A 16,282-nucleotide genomic window follows, 5' to 3' on the forward strand; every position below is an offset into this window, starting at 1 on the left:
CTTGCGTGCCGACCCAGTCCGCCCGTATTCAGGACATGCGACCCGTTGTCGGCGCTGGGTCGACAAGTCGCGCCATGTCCTGAATACGGCAGACGCCTCGATCGCCGCGTGCCGCACCGTCACACCCCGTCACTCGATGCGTCCCGCGACACCGTGTCCCCTTAGGGTGTCTCCATGTCCGAACCTGACTGTCGCCCGGGTGACGCCCGCCGCGCCGATTTCGAGACCCGCCAGATCCACGCGGGGAGCGTGATCGACGCGCAGACGAACGCCAGGGTCACCCCGATCTATCAGACCGCCGGATACGTGTTCGACAGCTTCGACGACGGTGAGGACCGCTTCGCGGGCCGCGGCGGACGCGCGTATTCGCGCAACGAGAACCCCACGAACCACGTCGCCGGTCAGCGCATCGCCGACCTCGAGGGCGGCGTCGACGGCATCGTCGTCGCGAGCGGGCAGGCGGCGATCGCTGTGGCGATCTCGGCGCTCGCCGGCGTGGGCGACCACGTACTCGTGACGCAGTCGCTGTACGAAGGCACGAACGAGATGTTCCGCGGAATCCTGAAACGCCAGGGCATCGAGGCGGAGTACGTCGCCGACGACGCGAGCGACGACGAGTGGGTCGCGCGCATCCGCCCGACCACGAAGGCGTTGTACACCGAGAGCCTGCCGAATCCGCTGGGCCAGGTCGTCGACATCGAGCGGCTGGCTCGCATCGCCCACGCGCACGGGGTTCCAGTGCTGGTCGACAACACGGTGCCGACCCCGTACCTGGAGCGTCCGATCGAGCACGGAGCGGATGTCGTCATCCACTCGACCTCGAAGTGGCTGGCCGGCCACGGCGCAGTGATCGGCGGCGCAGTCGTCGACGGCGGACGGTTCGACTGGGTGGCGAGCGGGCGGTTCCCGCAGCTGTCGGAGTCGCCGCGGGAGGGCGTGGGCGCGTTCGTCGAACGGTTCGGGAATGCCGCGTTCGGCGCCTACCTGCGCTCCGTCGTCGTGCTCGAGTACGGCCCGACCGTGCCGCCGACGAGCACGTTCCTGCTGTTGGCAGGCATCGAGACGCTGTCGCTGCGGATGGAGCGCCACGTCGCCAACGCGCAGCACGTCGCCGAGTGGCTGGAGGGCCGGCCTGAGGTGACGACCGTGTTCTACCCGGGGCTGGCATCCAGCCCGTATCGCGAGCTCGCCGACCGCTACCTGCCGCTCGGCCCCGGATCCATCGTCTCCATCGATCTGAAGGGCGGACGGGATGCCGCGCGCCGCTTCATCGACGCCCTGCAGCTGATCTCGCCCATGACGCACATCGGTGACGTGCGCACGCTGGCCATCCACCTCGGTTCGACGATCCACCTCAAGCTCACCGAGCAAGAGCGTCTGGCTGCCGGCATCACGCCGGGGCTGATCCGCCTGTCGATCGGTCTGGAGAGCGCCCGCGACATCGTCGAGGACCTCGAGCGCGGGCTGAACGCGGTCGCCTCAGCGTCCTGAGCGGATCCGCCCGGGATCGAAACGTCAGAGAGTGCGCTCCTTTCGCAGAAGGAGCGCACTCTTCGACGTCTCGAGGGGACTGCGGAGGCGACGCGCGGCGCTCGGAACTCGCGCGTAAAAGCGGCGCACGAGCACGGCAGGTTGTGAGCGCTAGACGGTTCACGCACGGGAGCGGCGCGCGAGTGCAGCCGCGGAACATGCGCGGGCGCGGCGCTCAGCAGCGGCGGCGCTTGGGCGACGGATCAGCGCGCCGCCGCCTCCGCGAGCTCCAGCGGGCGCCGCGCCCGCACCACGGACGCGATGCGCTGCACCGCCTCGACGATCGTCGACGGGTCGCACGCCAGGTTCACACGCACGAATCCCGCACCTCCGGTGCCGAACGTCGGGCCGGAGTTGAAGGCGACGCGTCCCACGTCGCGGAGCACGGCGGCTGGGTCGTCGCCGAGGCCGGCATCCCGCAGGTCCAGCCAGAGAAGGTAGCCGGCGTCGGGGCGCACCAGACGCGCCTCCGGAACGTGTTCGCCGAGTTCGGCGGCGAGCAGGTCGACGTTGGCCGTGATCTGGGCGAGCGCGGCATCCCGCCACTCCGTGTCGTCGAGCGCGGCGATGCTCGCGTGCAGCCCGAGGATGCTCGTGCGCGCCGCGACCTCCTCCGGAAGCCTCGTCAGGTCATCGGCCGCACGCTCGCCGGCCGCGACGATCCACGCGCACTTCAGTGCGGCGAGATTCCACGCCTTGCTGGCGCTGGTGACCGTGAAGCTCTCCACGCCCGCCGCCTCGGCAAGGGGAGCGAACGGGGTGAAGACCGCGTCCGGATGGCTCAGCGGCGCGTGCACCTCGTCGCTCAGGATCGGCACGTCGTACCGTGCGGCGAGCTCGGCGAGCGCCTCGAGCGACTGGCGCGAGTGACATCGCCCCGTCGGGTTCTGCGGGTTGCACAGCAGCATGGCGTCCACGCCCTCAGCGAAGACGCGCTCGAGGCGTTCGAGGTCGAGCGACCATTCGGATGCCTCCACCAACGGCACCTCGACCACGCTGCCCTGCACCTCGCCGACCATCTCGTAGAACGGGGCGTAGACGGGCGGGGTGAGCACGACGCGAGCGCCGACCGGCGGGACCAGCACGCGCAGGGTCTCGACGAGGCCGACCGTGACGTCGGTGGCGAGGTGGATCCGATCCGGATTCACGTGCCAGCCCCACGATCGCTCCGCGAACTCGGCGAACGCCGGTGCGAGCGGGCCGGGACCGTCCAGGTAACCGGTGTCGCCGGATGCCAGCGCCAGCGAGACCGCATCCACGATCGCCCCGCACGGCTCGAAGTCCATTTCCGCGACGAACAGCGGCAGCACGTCGGGCGCGTAGCGGCGCCACTTGATGCTGCTGCGCTCGGTACGCAGACGGGCGATGGGGCGAATGGACAGCTGGCTCACGTTGGGTCTCTCGATCAGGTGGGATCGAGAGTAACCCGCACGGCGTCGACGGCCCATTTCGCGAGTCGCCGCGTTACGACGACGTGGCATCCGTCCCGGTGCGAACACTGCTCCGCGTCGATCAGCAAGGCACGCTTGCTGCGCATTCGGGGACGGAGAGGAACCGAGCACCCGTCCTCACGGCCACGGACCGCAAGCCGCGACCTGGGCATCCGCTGGCTGCGAACACGGCACGGTCGCGCTCCTCGCCCGGAGAGACTGGTCGGCGGAGGTTGGCATGGATGGAGTGGGCAAGACGGCCGTTGCCGTCGCGGCAGGACGCGCGCTGGAGTCGTCCCGTTCGGATGCGCTGGTGCGTGATCCGTATGCGGCAGAGCTCGTGCGCCTTGCGGATGCCGGTCTCCCGTTTCCGCAGGCTTGGCCGGACGATCCGGTGGCGGCGGATCCGCTCGAGCAGTCCCTGCTGTTGAGCGCCGTCTACGTCGGCCTCCGCACGCGTTTCATCGACGACGAGGTGACCGACGCCGGGCTCGATCAGGTCGTGATCCTGGGCAGCGGACTCGACCCCCGGGCTTGGCGTCTGCCGTCGCTCGACGGTGCGGCGGTGTTCGAACTGGACTCGGCGGAGGTCGGGGCGTTCATGTCCTCGGCGATGGCGGGCGTCGCATCCGGAGCTCACCGCGTGCCGCTCGCCGCGGACGTCACCGAGCCCTGGGCCGCGGACCTCGTGCGCAGCGGCTTCCGTCCGGATGCGCCGACGATGTGGGTCCTCGAGGGCTTGCTCCCGTACCTGGGCGCCGACGACCAGCGCGCGCTCGTCGACGACATCGTGCACCTGTCCGCACCAGGATCGCGTGCCGTGATCGAGCAGGCCACAGCTCTCGATGCGTCAGAGGCGTCGGAGGAGCGACTCGAGACCTATAGCCGCCTCACCGGGCTGCCGATGGACGAGGTGCTCGCGCGCTCGAGTCCGCCGGATCCCGCCGCGCTCCTCGCCGACGCCGGATGGCATACCGCGCGCACGACGATCCGTGAACTCGAGCACCTCTATTCCCGCGCGCTCTCGCTCGACGGAACCGGCACGACCTCGGGCGACCGCGGCGGCTTCGTGACGGCGACGCGTCCGGCGCGGTAGGGGCGGCATCCGTCGTCCGACGTGCTCAGACGCGGTACCGGCTCCGCTCCCCGCGCTCGACCAGGCTCGTTCAGAGCATCATCTCGACGAATCCGTCGATCACCGCCGGCACCGTATGCCCGTCCCCGTTGACCGCACGCTCGAGGTCTGAGCGGCCGACGAGTGCCGCCACCCGCCCGTCCTGCAGCACGAGCGCGGCGCTCCACAGCGGGTCCGAGGCGCGCGCGAGGTCCAGAGCGGCCGAGGGTGTCAGTCCGATGCCGACCTCGGCGTGCACCGGATACGCCACCTCACCGACGGTGCGCCGCATCTCGACACCGGGGCGGCCTCGCTCGCCCTCCTGGGTGAGGTCCTCGAGCGACGCAACGGTCGTCCAGCCGACGACCTCGGACGGATGCGGCGCGAGCTCCCTCTCTCGTGCGTAGACCACGAGTACCGGGTCGTCGGGATCCGCCCCCGCCTCATCGAGAGCCGTGATGGCTTCGCCAGGCGAGACGTCCTTGCCCACGAGATACAGCCGAGGGGCTTCGGGAAGAAGGTCTCGCACGGTCGTCTCGCCGGATGTCGGCTCGCTGAAGCCTTTGAGGACGAGCCACTCGTCGTTGAAGTAGGTGGAGAGGTTCGCCCGTCCGGAGTCCGGCAGGATGACGGCCACGACGTCGTGCTCGCCCAGTTCCGCCGCCACGTCCAGGGCCGCGACGAGGGCGACACCGCTGGATCCGCTCGCCAGGATCCCCTCTTCCCTCGCCAGCCGCCTGACCAGTTCGATGGCGCTGAGGTCGTCGACGGCGACATATCTGTCGATCACGCCGGGGTCGAAGCCGGCCGGCCAGGCGTCCCGTCGTGCGTCGGGATGCGTGACGTGCCCCGCGCCCTCGATGTACGTCGGGCTGCCGTCACCGCCGGAGTACGACGACGTGAAGGGGTCGGCGCCGACGACCGTCACGCGTCCGTCGCTCACCTGTTTGAGGTAGCGAGCGGTGCCGGTGATCGTGCCTCCTGTTCCGACTGCTGCGACGAGGTGGGTGATCCGTCCGTCGGTGTCCGCCCAGAGCTCGGGACCCGTCGTGGCGAAGTGCGCCTCGGCATTGGCGGGGTTGTCGTACTGATCAGCGAACCAGGCACCCGGCGTCCTGGCCACGAAGCGTTGGGCGTGCGAACGAAGGCTGTCCGGATGATCCCTCGGCACGAACGCGTCGATGAGGTGCACCTCCGCGCCGAAGGCCGTCATCAGGCCCAGCTTCTCTGCGGAGACCGTGGAGGCGGCGAAGATGACGGATCGGTATCCGAGGTGCGCGGCGAAGGCCGCGAGGCCGATACCGGTGTTGCCCGATGTGGTCTCCACAACGGTGCCGCCCGGCTGAAGCGAGCCATCCGCTTCTGCAGCGCGGAGCATCCAGAGGGCCGCCCGGTCCTTCGCGCTGCCGGCCGGATTGGCGCCCTCGAGCTTGACGTACACAGCAGGGCGGAGACCTGTGGTCAGGCGGGTGAGACGGATGAGCGGCGTACCGCCGACGGCATCGGCCAGGGCTTCGTAGCGCGTCACGTGTGCCTCCAGGATGGTGTCCGGCTCGATGCAGGGTCCCGTGTGGACACGGTGGTCCGGGCCGGGCGGATCCGCTGTGCGCACCGGAGCGGTGCTGTCGTCGGCGTGGTCATTACATGCCCGGCCGATTCGCGGGCGCCAGGTCTGTCACCGCCACCGCGTCACAGACGGACCGACGACGTAACACCCCGACCGAGCGGGTAACCGTCTGACCGGATGCGTAACAGCACGGGCGCCGGGGACGTCTCATGGCGCACGCTGGGCAGACGCGTCCGACGGGAATCGGACCGCACACCACGACACGCAGGGAGGGATCCGTGACGCACGACACCGAGGTGCCCGACCCACGGTCGGAAACGCCGGAAGACGGGTGGGCGCAGCCCGCCCGCGCGCCGCTGTCGGTGCTCGACCTCGCGCCGTTCCCCAGCGGATCGACGCCGGCCGACGGCATCCGCAACACGATCGACCTCGCGAAGCACGCGGAGCGGTTCGGATACGCGCGGTACTGGCTCGCCGAGCACCACGCGAATCCGGGTGTCTCGGGCTCAGCGCCGCACGTGCTCGCGGCGCTCGTCGCGGCTGCGACGGACGGCATCCGGGTGGGCACGGCGGCAACGCTGCTCGGCAACTACAGCCCCATCCAAGTCGCGGAGGCGGCCGGCGTGCTGGGTGCCTACAGCGGCGGGCGCTTCGACCTCGGAGTGGGGCGTGCGGCATCCGTCCCGCGCCCGCCGTCGAACGCCGTGCCGCCGGCGTCCACCGCTGACGCCGCCGACCGCGTCGTCGACGGACTCGTCATCCCTGCACCGCGGGTTCCGCGCCTCGACTCCGAACGGTTCGCCGCCATCGCCCGGCTGCTGTCTCGCGACGAGGGGCGGGATTTCGCCGAGACGGTCGACGCCATCCTCGGCTTTCTGCGCGGCGACTACGTCGACCGAGACGGTGTTCCGGTGCTCGCGACCCCAGCGCACGACCACGGCGGCGTGCAGGTGTGGGTGCACGGCAGCACGGCCGGCCCGAGCGCCAGACTCGCCGGCGAGCGCGGTCTGCGCTTCGGCGCGAACTATCACGTCGCGCCGTCATTCGTGCTGGAGGCGATCGAGGAGTACCGCTCCGCGTTCCGCCCGAGCGAGCAGCTCGCCCAGCCGCACGTCATCGTCTCGGTCGACGTGGTCGTCGCCGATAGCGACGAGAAGGCACGGCGGCTCGCGGCCGGCTACGCGCCGTGGGTGCTGAGCATCCGTTCGGGGCGGGGCGCCATCCCGTTCCCGACGCCGGAGCAAGCGGATGCCATCGCCTGGTCCGACGAGGACCGCGACGCCGTGCGCGACCGCCTCGACACTCAGTTCGTCGGCTCGCCCGCGACAGTCGCCGAACGTCTCGAGACGTTGCAGCGCGTGACCGGCGCGCAGGAACTGCTTGTCACGACCATCACGCACGATCACGCGAACCGCGTGAACTCCTACCGCCTGCTCGCCGAGGCCTGGGGCATCACGGCGTGCGGCACCACCGACAGGAGAGCATCATGAGCCGAACCTTCGCCGTCATCGTCGAGCTCGACGACGACCTGCGCACCGATGCTCCGGCATCCGCGATCGTGCGGGTCGCGCGGGCCTCGGAACGCGCCGGTGTCACCGCGGTGAGCTTCGAGGACCATCCGACGGCGCCAGGCGCAGGCGCGGGTGCCGCGTCCCGTTCGGGTGCTCGGTTCGGGCGGCTGGATGCGACGCTGCGCGCGGCATCCGTCGCCCCGATCACGAGCTCGATCGGCCTGATCCCTGTGGTGCACGCCCTCTACAACGAGCCGTTCCACCTCGCGACCCAGCTGGCCACCTTGGACACCGCGTCCCTCGGTCGGGCCGGATGGATAGCGCGAGCCGACCCGGATCCGTCCATCGCCGCGCGCCACGGCAGGGGTCCGCTGCCCGCATCCGCCGCGGACGCCGAGCTCGCCGACGTCGTTGAAGCGATCCGCGGCGTATGGGACACCTGGGAGGACGACGCGGTGATCCGTGACGTCGCCACCGGCCGGTACCTCGACCGGACGAAGGTGCACTACGCGGACTTCGTCGGCGACCGGTTCTCGGTGAAGGGACCGTCGATCATCCCGCGGCCGCCGCAGGGCCAGCCGGTCGTCTTCGGCGAACCGGGCTCTGCTGCCGAGTTGGATGCCGTGCTCCTCGATCTGACGCTTCCAGGCCGCGACCGGCCCGCTGCGCACCTCAACGCATCGACGGACTCGACCATCGCCGGTGCCGCCGATCTACCGGAGCTGCTCGGCCGGGCAACGGAGGCGGTCGACGCCGCACGCACCCGACTCGCCCCTGGAACGCTCATCGTGGTGCAGCTCGGCTTCGCGCTCGACTCCGCCGGCCTCTCCGCGCTCGATCGTCTCGCGGACGAACGTCACCACACCCGAGCGGATGCCCGAGCCATCGTCACCGGCGACCCTTCCGTTCTCGTCGACCTCCTCACCGCGCTCGCCCGGGTGGCCGACGGCGTGCGCCTGTTCCCGGCATCGCTCGAACCGGATCTCGACGAGCTCGGCCGCGCCGTGCTGCCCGGGCTGCGCGCACGCGGCGTCTTCCACTCGCCGCTCGCCGGTGACTCCTTGCGTACCTCGCTCGGCCTGGAACGGCCGACCAACCGATTCGAGTCCGTCGCACCCGATCCGCTCGCCAGCAACGCTCAGACCCTGGAGGCCGCCCGATGAGCACACCAGTCCGCCGCATCCAGTTCGGCGTCTTCTTCCAGGGCGTGAACTCGTCGACCGTGTGGGACGCCCCCGAGAGCGGATCCCAGACCGACTTCGAGAGCTTTCGTCGCCTTGCCCAGACGGCCGAGCGCGGTCTGTTCACCGCGTTCTTCCTCGGCGAGGGACTGCGACTGCGCGAACACCTCGGTCGGCTGCACGACCTCGACATCGCCGGCCGGCCGGATGCCATCACGCAACTCGCGGCGCTGGCATCCGTCACCGAGCGCATCGGTCTCGTCGCCACGCAGAACACGACCTACAACGACCCGATCGACCTCGCCCACCGCCTGCAGAGCCTCGACGTGCTCTCCGGTGGCCGTGCCGCGTGGAACGTCGTGACGACGGACAACGCGTGGACGGGCGAGAACTTCCGTCGCGGCGGATACCTCGACCACGCCGACCGCTACACCCACGCCGCGGACGTGATCGCCATCGCCAGGCGGGTGTGGGATGCGGTGCCCGACAACGCCGCGGACGGCCTGCTCGCCGTGCTGCCCGACCCGTTCCGCTACGACACGGCGTACTACTCCGTCGAAGGCCGTGGGGTGCTGCCGCGCAGCACTCAGGGGCATCCGGTGCTCTTCCAGGCCGGCGACTCCGCAGAGGGCCGCGACTTCGCCGCGCGCAACGCCGAGGTGATCTTCTCCGCCCACGCCCAGCTGGAGCCGGCCACCGAATTCGCTGCGGACATACGTGCCCGAACGCTCGCTGCGGGCCGGCCGGCCGACGACCTGAAGATCTTCCCCGGCCAGGAGTTCATCGTCGTCGACGACGCGTCCGAGACCGAGGAGAAGGTGCGCTGGGTGCGCGAGCATCAGATCACGCCGCAGACCGCCGTCGCGTTCGTCGAGCAGCTCTGGGGCGCCGAGCTTCCCGATCTGGATCCGGACGGCCCGCTGCCGTCGTTCGATCCCGTGCAGAGCATCACGGGCGAGACCCGTGGCGCGGGATTCCGCGCCACGAAGGCGGTCGAGACGGCGCGCGCGTGGCGCGAGCTCTCCCAGGAGCGCGGGTGGAGCATCCGCGACCTGGTCATCAACGTCAGCACCCGCCGCGGATTCGCCGGCACGGCATCGCAGATCGCCGACGAACTCGAGCCTTTCGCGCGCACCGGCGTGGTCGACGGTTTCAACATCACGCCGTGGCTGATCCCGGGCGGCCTGGACGACATCGTGAACAAGCTCGTGCCGGAACTGCAGGAACGCGGCATCTACTGGACCGACTACCCCGGCGATACCCTGCGCGAGAACCTCGGCCTGCGCGAGCCTCTCACGCGGCGAAGCGCAGCGGATGTCGTCGCCACGGTGCCCGAAGCGGCGACCGTCCCGTGACTTCCCGGCGCCGGTCGCCTGCCACCCAGAGCACGGCTGGCGGGCGGCTGCGCCGAGTACGAGGCTCAACCGCCCGAATCCATCTCCTGGCCGAATCCGACGGCGGCGCTGCCCTGGTCAGCCGCGTCGGAATGCGGTTCGCTGAGGTCGTGGCGGCGACTGCTGAGAAGGATCGGGCGGTGCTTCGTCCACGATCGGCGATCTGGATCGCGGTGGTCGCGGTCTGAGTGATTGGCGCCGTGCCCGACGACGCCGTTCGCTGACGCCCGGCTATGCGCTCCGCGCCGCGCCGGTCGGCCCGGCCCACTCGGCGGCGAGTTCGTCGAGGGAGAGGCCGAGCGCCGATGCCAGCACCGCGACGACGCCGAACGCCGGGCTGGGCAGGCGTCCGGTCTCGATCTTGCGCAGGGTCTCGGGAGAGATCCCGGCCTCGGCTGCGACCTCGTTGAGCGATCGTGTTCCTCGAGCACGTCTGAGGGTTTCACCGAGCCTGCGACCGGCAGCCAGCTGCTCGGGAGTGAGCGGCGCACGAACCATCATCTGAGCTGTCTCCACATCTGCTCGATGCGCTCCGACTCGAAAGCCGAGGAACCCATAAACCAACGGTATTATTATACCGCCATGATCGAGCTTCACACCCCTGCAGAAATCGAGCAGCTGCGCGCCGCGGGCCGCTTCGTGCACGACACACTGGTCACCCTTTCCGCACGGGCGGCCGTTGGCGTCAACCTGCTCGAGCTCGAGGAGTGTGCGCGCACGGCCATCGCGGATCGCGGCGCCGTCTCGTGCTACTGGGACTATGCACCGTCGTTCGGCAACGGCCCGTTCCGCAACGTCATCTGCCTGTCGGTCAACGACGCCGCGCAGCACGGTCTGCCTCACGACTACGTTCTGCGCGACGGAGACATGCTGAGTCTCGACTTCGCCGCATCCGTCGACGGCTGGGTCGCGGATGCCGCGGTCACCGTCATCGTCGGCCGAGCGGATCCGGCCGACCATCGGCTCATCCGCTCGACGCAGGAGGCGCTCGCTGCCGGCATCGCGGCGTCCGAACCGGGCAATCGGATCGGCGACGTCTCCGCCGCGATCGGGCAAGTCGCGGCCGACTACGGATACCCGGTCAACCACGAGTTCGGCGGCCACGGCGTCGGCCGCACGATGCACGAGGACCCGTTCATCTGCAACGACGGACGCGCTGGACGCGGCTACCGCATCCGTCCCGGCATGGTCTTCGCGCTGGAGCCGTGGTGGGCGAAGACCACGGCCCGCATCCGAATGGATCCCGACGGCTGGACGGTGCGCTCGGCGGACGGCAGCCGCGCCGCGCACACCGAGCACACGATCGCGGTCACGGCCGACGGGCCCGTCATCCTGACCTAGCCCCCGCACTCGGATGAGGTCGCGTCCGCTCCAGGAACAGCAGGAACCGGACCTTCGCGGGGAGAGCAGCAGAATGTCGGCTGTTCTCGTCGACATCTGCTGTTCTCCCCGCGCCCAGCCCTACTGGTTGCTCAACGGCAGGCCGGGCGGGTTCACCTCTGCCTTGTCGACGGCCTCGTTCGAGAGGTTGTACGCCTTCAGCCACTTCGCGTACTGGCCGTGTTCGATGAGGTACTCGATGGCATCCGCGATGGGCTGCGCCAGACCGCTGTCCTTCTTCACCGTGGCGGCGATGAGGCCTTGCAACTCGGATCCGGCCCCGGAGAACGTGCCAGCCGTGCGCGTCGGGTTCGCGGACTTCGCGTCCTGTCGCTCGTGGTACGCGATGGTCGGGTTCGGCCCGAAGTAGGCGTCGATCTTGCCCGAGTTCAAGGCGAGATTCACGGAGTTCTGGTCGGGGTAGTACTTGACGGTGAGGTCCTTGCCCTCCGCCTTCAGCTTGGACTGCCACTCGAGCAGGATCTTCTCCTGGTTCGTCCCCGAGCCGACGGCGACGGTGAGCCCGGCGAGCTTCTTGTAATCGCCGCCGAACGTCCACGTGCTCTTCTTCAGCACCTCGAACGCGAGGTTGTCCTTGCGGTACGACGCGAAGTCGTACTTCTCCTTGCGCTGCTCGGTGTCGGTGATGTTCGAGAAGCCGACGTCGGTGCGTCCGGTGTCGATGCCCACGAAGAGGTTGTCCCAGGTGGCGTTCGACACCACCGGCTTGAGGCCGAGTACGGCGGCGACGAGGCGACCCAAGTCCGGTTCCGTGCCCGTCACCGTCTTCTGGTCGTCGCCCGTGTACGCGAGCGGGGCGGAGCCTGCGGGTAGAGCGCCGACGCCGATCTTCAGCTCCCCGCTCGAGCGCACGGACGCCGGCAGCTCGGCCCTGATCTTCTGAACGACGGGCACATCGATGGTCGTGGGGGTGGCGGCACCGTTGCTGTGCGCGCCGACAGCGACGCCTTCCTTCGCGGCCACGTCGGCGGATGCCTGGGTCGTCGCGCATCCTGCGAGAAGGGCGAGGGTCGCCGTGACCGCGAGGGCAACGGATGCCGCCCGAAGCCGTGGTCGTCGCCCGCGCTCTGCGCCGGGCTGGATCGTGTGTGTCATGGGATCTCCTGATGTGTGTGGGTTGGTGGAGGGGATGTGCGGATTGGTGGGGAGGATCAGAGGACGCGCCCGAGGAACTCCTTCGTGCGCTGATGCTGCGGGGCGCCGAGCACCTGCTCTGGCGGACCCTGTTCGACGACGACTCCGTCGGCTAGGAACACCACCTGGTCGGCGACCTCGCGGGCGAATCCGATCTCGTGGGTCACCACGACGAGCGTCCGGCCGCTGCGAGCGAGGGAGCGGATGGTGCCCAGCACCTCGCCGACCAGCTCGGGGTCGAGTGCCGAGGTGGGCTCGTCGAACAGGAGCACGTCCGGCTCGAGCGCCAGCGCGCGCACGATCGCCACGCGCTGCTGCTGCCCTCCTGACAGCTGCCGCGGATATGCCTGCGCCTTGTCGCCGAGGCCCACCTGCGTCAGCAGCTCGAGGGCGCGGGCACGGGCATCCGCTCTGCCGAGCAGACCGGTCGCGACGGGGGCCTCGACGACGTTCTCCAGCACGGTGAGGTGCGGGAACAGGTTGAAGTTCTGGAACACGAAGCCGATGCGCGAGCGCTGCTGCAGGATCCGCTTCTCCGCCAGCTCCTTCAGCCGATCGCGGTCGACGTGCACCCCGATGAGCTGACCGTCGACGGCGACGTATCCCTCGTCGAGCGACTCGAGGTGGTTGATCGCACGCAGCAGCGTCGATTTGCCCGCACCCGAAGGACCGAGGATGACCGTCACGCTTCCGCGCTCGACCGTCAGGTCGATCCCGCGGAGCACGGGCTTGCCGCCGAAGGACTTGTGCGCTCCTCGGATCTCGACGGCGGGTGCGGCATCCGCTCGAGAAGAGGCGCCGGCGACGCCCGGGTCGGCAACGGGACGGCTGACGGCGCTCACCGCGCGCCCCGCTCTCCGCGCCCGTAGTAGCGCTCGACGAAGTACTGCACCCCGGAGATCACGCTCGTGAGCACGAGGTACCAGATGGATGCCACGACCAGGAGCGGGATGATGTCGGTCGGATACGTGCTGCCCAGGTTCTGCACGACACCGAAGAGGTCGAGCAGGCTGACGTAGAACAGCAGGGAGCTGGACTTCAGCAGCCCGACGATCTGGTTCACGTACGCCGGGACGATGGAGCGCAGCGCCTGCGGCAGCACGATTCGCGTGAACTGCCTGCGCCGCGGAATGCCGAGCGCTTTGGCCGCCTCGTGCTGACCGCGGTCGACGGCGAGCAGCCCGGAGCGCACTACCTCGGAGGCGTATGCGATCTCCGACAGGCTCAGGCCGACGACGCCGAGCGTCAGGTCACTGAGGTACACCGTGGTCGGAACCTCCACCTGAGGCCCGAACGGGATCCCGATACCGATCGTCGGGTACAGGTTGCCGAGGTTGTACAGGAAGATCAGCACGAGAATCAGCGGCACCGACCGGAACACCCATGTGTAGAACCATGCGCCGCCCCACAGCACCGGATTCCGCGACTGCCGTGCGAGCGCCACGACGACACCGCCCACGAAGCTGACGACCGCGCTGATGGCCGTCGCCTCCAGGGTCAGGGTCAGGCCGGCCAGAATGGCCGGGCTGAACATCCACTTGCCGACCTTCGCCCACTCCCACGACGGGTTCGTGAAGAGCGTCTGCGCGAAGTTCACGGCCAGCAGCAGCACGACTGCCGTCGCCACCCACTGCCACGGATGTCGCAGCTTGCGCACACCACGCGACGCGAGCTTCTGCAACTCTGCAGTCGACAGCCCGCCGACGGCCGTGCCGTTCGTGGTTGCGCTCGCTTGGTCTGCGCCGGATCCGGGTCCGTCGCCCCCGCCCGCCGGCCTCGGGGAGAGGCGATCGATCACACTGGTCATGGGGGCACGTTAGGAAGCCCCGCGCACCCCGGTCAATCGAGGCGGCAACCTTGCGGAAACACATCGCCACACGATGATTTCCCTGGTCACAAGGCGAAACATGACGCCATGCGACGACACGCTCGCGAGCTCACGGACGTGCAGGAAGAGCCTTCTCGAAGGCGTGCAGACCCACCTCGTCCGCGGGCTTCGTCAGGTCGTACAGCGGGGTGTATCCGGTGTTCAGGTAGAGGCGCTGCGCCTCCGGCTGTCGCGGTCCGGTTGTCAGGTAGACGCGGCGGTATCCGCGGAGCACCGCCTCGGCTTCCAGCTCGGCGAGCACGAGACGGCTGAGGCCCTTCCGGCGGTGATCCGCATGGGTCCAGATGCGCTTGAACTCGGCGGTCTCGTCATCGAGGCGCTTGAACGCGCCGCCAGCGATCGCACCGTGAGCACCTGGTCCGCCCGAGTGCTCCTGGCCGTCGGCGAGCAGGAGCAGGAAGGCGCCGTGCGGAGGCGCGAACGCGGCATCCGGATACCGCGCCAGCTCCACCGACGCAGGCTCGCCGCCCAGGAACCCGTAGCGGCTGTCGTACTCGTTCGTGAGGTCGTCGATCATCGGCCGGGCGAGTGGGTCGCTCTGCAGCACGTACGCCCAGCGTGTGCCTGGCGGCGTGCTCGTGGCCTCGCGATCGGATGCCGCGCCGATCGTCTGCTCGATGCTCATGCCTCTGCCTTCTCGCTCATTGCCCATCCATCGTCCCGTGCCGCGCCTGAGTGATCGCTTGCGTGGAGCAGGGATGCCTGGCTCATGCGACAGGCTGGGCCACGGTGTGCACGTGCGGCGCACCTCCGGGCTGTGCCGGCGGGGCGGCCGAGGGGATGGGTGCGGCATCCGTCTCCGCATCCGCGCCCGCGTCCTCGAACAGCGGATCGGTGAGCTTCAGCGCGAGACGGCCGTGCGCGAAAGCGCCACCCGCCTTCAACGCAGCGGCGACCCATGCGGTCTCGGCCAGCTCAGCTCGCGTCGCACCGGCACGCACGGCGGCCGCGCTGTGCCCGTCGATGCAGTAGGCGCACTGGGTCGTGATCGCGACGGCCACGGCGATCAGCTCGCGGTACTTGAGCGGGATCTCCCGGTCATCCGGTGCGAACACCGCCGAGTTGAAGTCGTTGAAGGCTGCCAGGATGTCCGGCGTCTCGGACTTGTAGAGCCGGGTGTACCGCTTGTCGTCGGTGTCGAAGTACGAAGTCATGCTGCGTTCCTAACAGCACCGACGCTGATGCGTCCGGCCCGCGACGCGGCGCGACTCCCCGCGACGAACCGTGTCGTATCGCGACGGGCGGAGTCCTCCGACGACCAACTGTGTCGTCGGAAGGTGCCGGTTTGGCACCCTCGCGCGTCTGTGGGGGCGGGCTACTGCGTTCGGCGGCGCCGCGCCCGATACGCCGCGCGATCCTCCGCATCGAGGTGCTCCGTCGCGTAGGACAGCATGGTGGCGGGCATCCGCTCGACGTTCGCGTCGAGGAAACCGCCCAGCAGTCCGCGGTCGACGCGCTTGCCGACTTCGCGGAGCATCCATCCGGTCGCCTTCTGCGTGAGATCGCGCCTGTCGTCCGTCTCGAGCACGAAGGATGCCAGTTCGAGCGTTGTCGAGGCATCCCCGCGCTTGATGAACGCGAAAGTCGACAGCAGTGCGACGCGCCGCCACCACAGGTCGCCGGGCTCCGCCGAGTCGCCGCGGGCCAGTTCGAACAGGATGAACCGCGGCCGGTCGTACAGGTACTCGCCGAGCACGAACTCTGCCGAGGCGTCGACGAGGTCCCAGTTGTTCACGTGCCCGGCGCGCACCGCGGCCAGGTAGAACGCGGCCAGACGCTCTCGCTCGTCATCGTCGCGGGTTCGGGATGCTGAGGCCAGAGCGAACAGCCTATTCAGCGCCACGAGTCCGGCCAGCCTGTGCTCGTGCACCGGGCTCTCCAGCAACTCGCCGATCGCTTCCAGTGGCAGCGGGCCGGATCGCTTCACGACGGCGCGCACGTCGGGCACGCGCACGCCGATGAACACATCGCCATCGCCGTACTCGCCCGGCCCGGTCTTGAAGAACCGTTGCAGGATGACCGCGTCGTCAGGATCCGCCCGCGCATCGAGCGCCGCCATCACGGCCTCTGCCGCACTCTGACCCTGCACACTCACCGCGTCGGATGCCACGCCCCCAGTCAACCGCGCACGG

15 protein-coding genes are annotated in these 16,282 nt (G+C 69.5%); 6 read left to right on the forward strand and 9 right to left on the reverse strand.

The genetic code is table 11. From position 1 onward, the window contains the following. Positions 1 to 174 precede the first annotated feature (174 nt). Positions 175 to 1,491 carry an aminotransferase class I/II-fold pyridoxal phosphate-dependent enzyme gene (locus tag HII28_RS10515; protein ID WP_170025355.1) on the forward strand — a complete coding sequence of 439 codons (1,317 nt, stop codon included), beginning with the start codon at positions 175 to 177 and terminating at the stop codon, positions 1,489 to 1,491. 242 nt (positions 1,492 to 1,733) lie between these two features. On the opposite strand, the gene HII28_RS10520 is transcribed toward HII28_RS10515, so the two are convergent. Then, positions 1,734 to 2,921 (reverse strand): aminotransferase class I/II-fold pyridoxal phosphate-dependent enzyme, encoded by a 1,188-nt coding sequence (locus HII28_RS10520; RefSeq protein ID WP_346769266.1) that lies wholly within the window; start codon positions 2,919 to 2,921, stop codon positions 1,734 to 1,736. Between the two features lie 277 nt (positions 2,922 to 3,198). On the opposite strand from HII28_RS10520, the gene HII28_RS10525 reads away from it, so the two are divergent. Further along, positions 3,199 to 4,056, forward strand: a complete 858-nt coding sequence (locus HII28_RS10525) for an SAM-dependent methyltransferase (RefSeq protein WP_170025357.1) — start codon at positions 3,199 to 3,201, stop codon at positions 4,054 to 4,056. A 70-nt stretch (positions 4,057 to 4,126) separates the two neighbouring features. On the opposite strand, the gene HII28_RS10530 is transcribed toward HII28_RS10525, so the two are convergent. Next, on the reverse strand, positions 4,127 to 5,602 hold the full coding sequence (locus HII28_RS10530) for a pyridoxal-phosphate dependent enzyme (RefSeq protein ID WP_170025358.1): 1,476 nt from the start codon (positions 5,600 to 5,602) through the stop codon (positions 4,127 to 4,129). A gap of 317 nt (positions 5,603 to 5,919) precedes the next feature. Between HII28_RS10530 and HII28_RS10535 the strand changes: the two genes are divergently transcribed. Genes HII28_RS10535 through HII28_RS10545 form a run of 3 tightly spaced genes read left to right on the forward strand, consistent with a single transcriptional unit; the run spans position 5,920 to position 9,688 of the window. After that, positions 5,920 to 7,131, forward strand: coding sequence for an LLM class flavin-dependent oxidoreductase (locus tag HII28_RS10535; RefSeq protein WP_346769267.1), 1,212 nt, complete (start codon positions 5,920 to 5,922; stop codon positions 7,129 to 7,131). Next, positions 7,128 to 8,315, forward strand: a complete 1,188-nt coding sequence (locus tag HII28_RS10540; protein ID WP_170025360.1) for an LLM class flavin-dependent oxidoreductase — start codon at positions 7,128 to 7,130, stop codon at positions 8,313 to 8,315. The genes HII28_RS10535 and HII28_RS10540 overlap by 4 nt, the downstream gene beginning before the upstream one ends. Then, positions 8,312 to 9,688, forward strand: coding sequence for an NtaA/DmoA family FMN-dependent monooxygenase (locus HII28_RS10545; RefSeq protein WP_170025361.1), 1,377 nt, complete (start codon positions 8,312 to 8,314; stop codon positions 9,686 to 9,688). Before HII28_RS10540 ends, HII28_RS10545 begins: the two co-directional genes overlap by 4 nt. A gap of 270 nt (positions 9,689 to 9,958) precedes the next feature. Here the strand turns inward: HII28_RS10545 and HII28_RS10550 are convergent, their stop codons facing one another. Further along, positions 9,959 to 10,225 carry a helix-turn-helix transcriptional regulator gene (locus tag HII28_RS10550; protein WP_170026075.1) on the reverse strand — a complete coding sequence of 89 codons (267 nt, stop codon included), beginning with the start codon at positions 10,223 to 10,225 and terminating at the stop codon, positions 9,959 to 9,961. A gap of 84 nt (positions 10,226 to 10,309) precedes the next feature. On the opposite strand from HII28_RS10550, the gene map reads away from it, so the two are divergent. Further along, a complete protein-coding gene (gene map, locus HII28_RS10555) occupies positions 10,310 to 11,068 on the forward strand; it encodes a type I methionyl aminopeptidase (protein WP_170025362.1) in 759 nt (252 codons plus the stop codon). Positions 11,069 to 11,188: 120 nt separating this feature from the next. On the opposite strand, the gene HII28_RS10560 is transcribed toward map, so the two are convergent. The 6 genes from HII28_RS10560 to HII28_RS10585 form a co-directional block, all read right to left on the reverse strand. Continuing rightward, entirely contained in the window at positions 11,189 to 12,223 is a 1,035-nt protein-coding gene (locus tag HII28_RS10560) for a transporter substrate-binding domain-containing protein (RefSeq protein WP_170025363.1), read from the reverse strand. Positions 12,224 to 12,279: 56 nt separating this feature from the next. Continuing rightward, positions 12,280 to 13,023: an amino acid ABC transporter ATP-binding protein gene (locus tag HII28_RS10565; protein ID WP_346769327.1), complete on the reverse strand. Its 744-nt coding sequence runs from the start codon at positions 13,021 to 13,023 to the stop codon at positions 12,280 to 12,282. 77 nt (positions 13,024 to 13,100) lie between these two features. Beyond that, positions 13,101 to 14,069 (reverse strand): amino acid ABC transporter permease, encoded by a 969-nt coding sequence (locus tag HII28_RS10570; protein ID WP_170025365.1) that lies wholly within the window; start codon positions 14,067 to 14,069, stop codon positions 13,101 to 13,103. Positions 14,070 to 14,199: 130 nt separating this feature from the next. Continuing rightward, entirely contained in the window at positions 14,200 to 14,775 is a 576-nt protein-coding gene (locus HII28_RS10575; protein WP_170025366.1) for a GNAT family N-acetyltransferase, read from the reverse strand. A gap of 82 nt (positions 14,776 to 14,857) precedes the next feature. After that, positions 14,858 to 15,304, reverse strand: a complete 447-nt coding sequence (locus tag HII28_RS10580) for a carboxymuconolactone decarboxylase family protein (protein ID WP_170025367.1) — start codon at positions 15,302 to 15,304, stop codon at positions 14,858 to 14,860. Between the two features lie 161 nt (positions 15,305 to 15,465). After that, positions 15,466 to 16,260, reverse strand: a complete 795-nt coding sequence (locus HII28_RS10585; protein WP_205864621.1) for a DNA alkylation repair protein — start codon at positions 16,258 to 16,260, stop codon at positions 15,466 to 15,468. Between the last annotated feature and the right edge of the window lie 22 nt (positions 16,261 to 16,282).

It is taken from the genome of Planctomonas sp. JC2975 (assembly GCF_012985205.1).
Taxonomy (GTDB): domain Bacteria; phylum Actinomycetota; class Actinomycetes; order Actinomycetales; family Microbacteriaceae; genus Humibacter.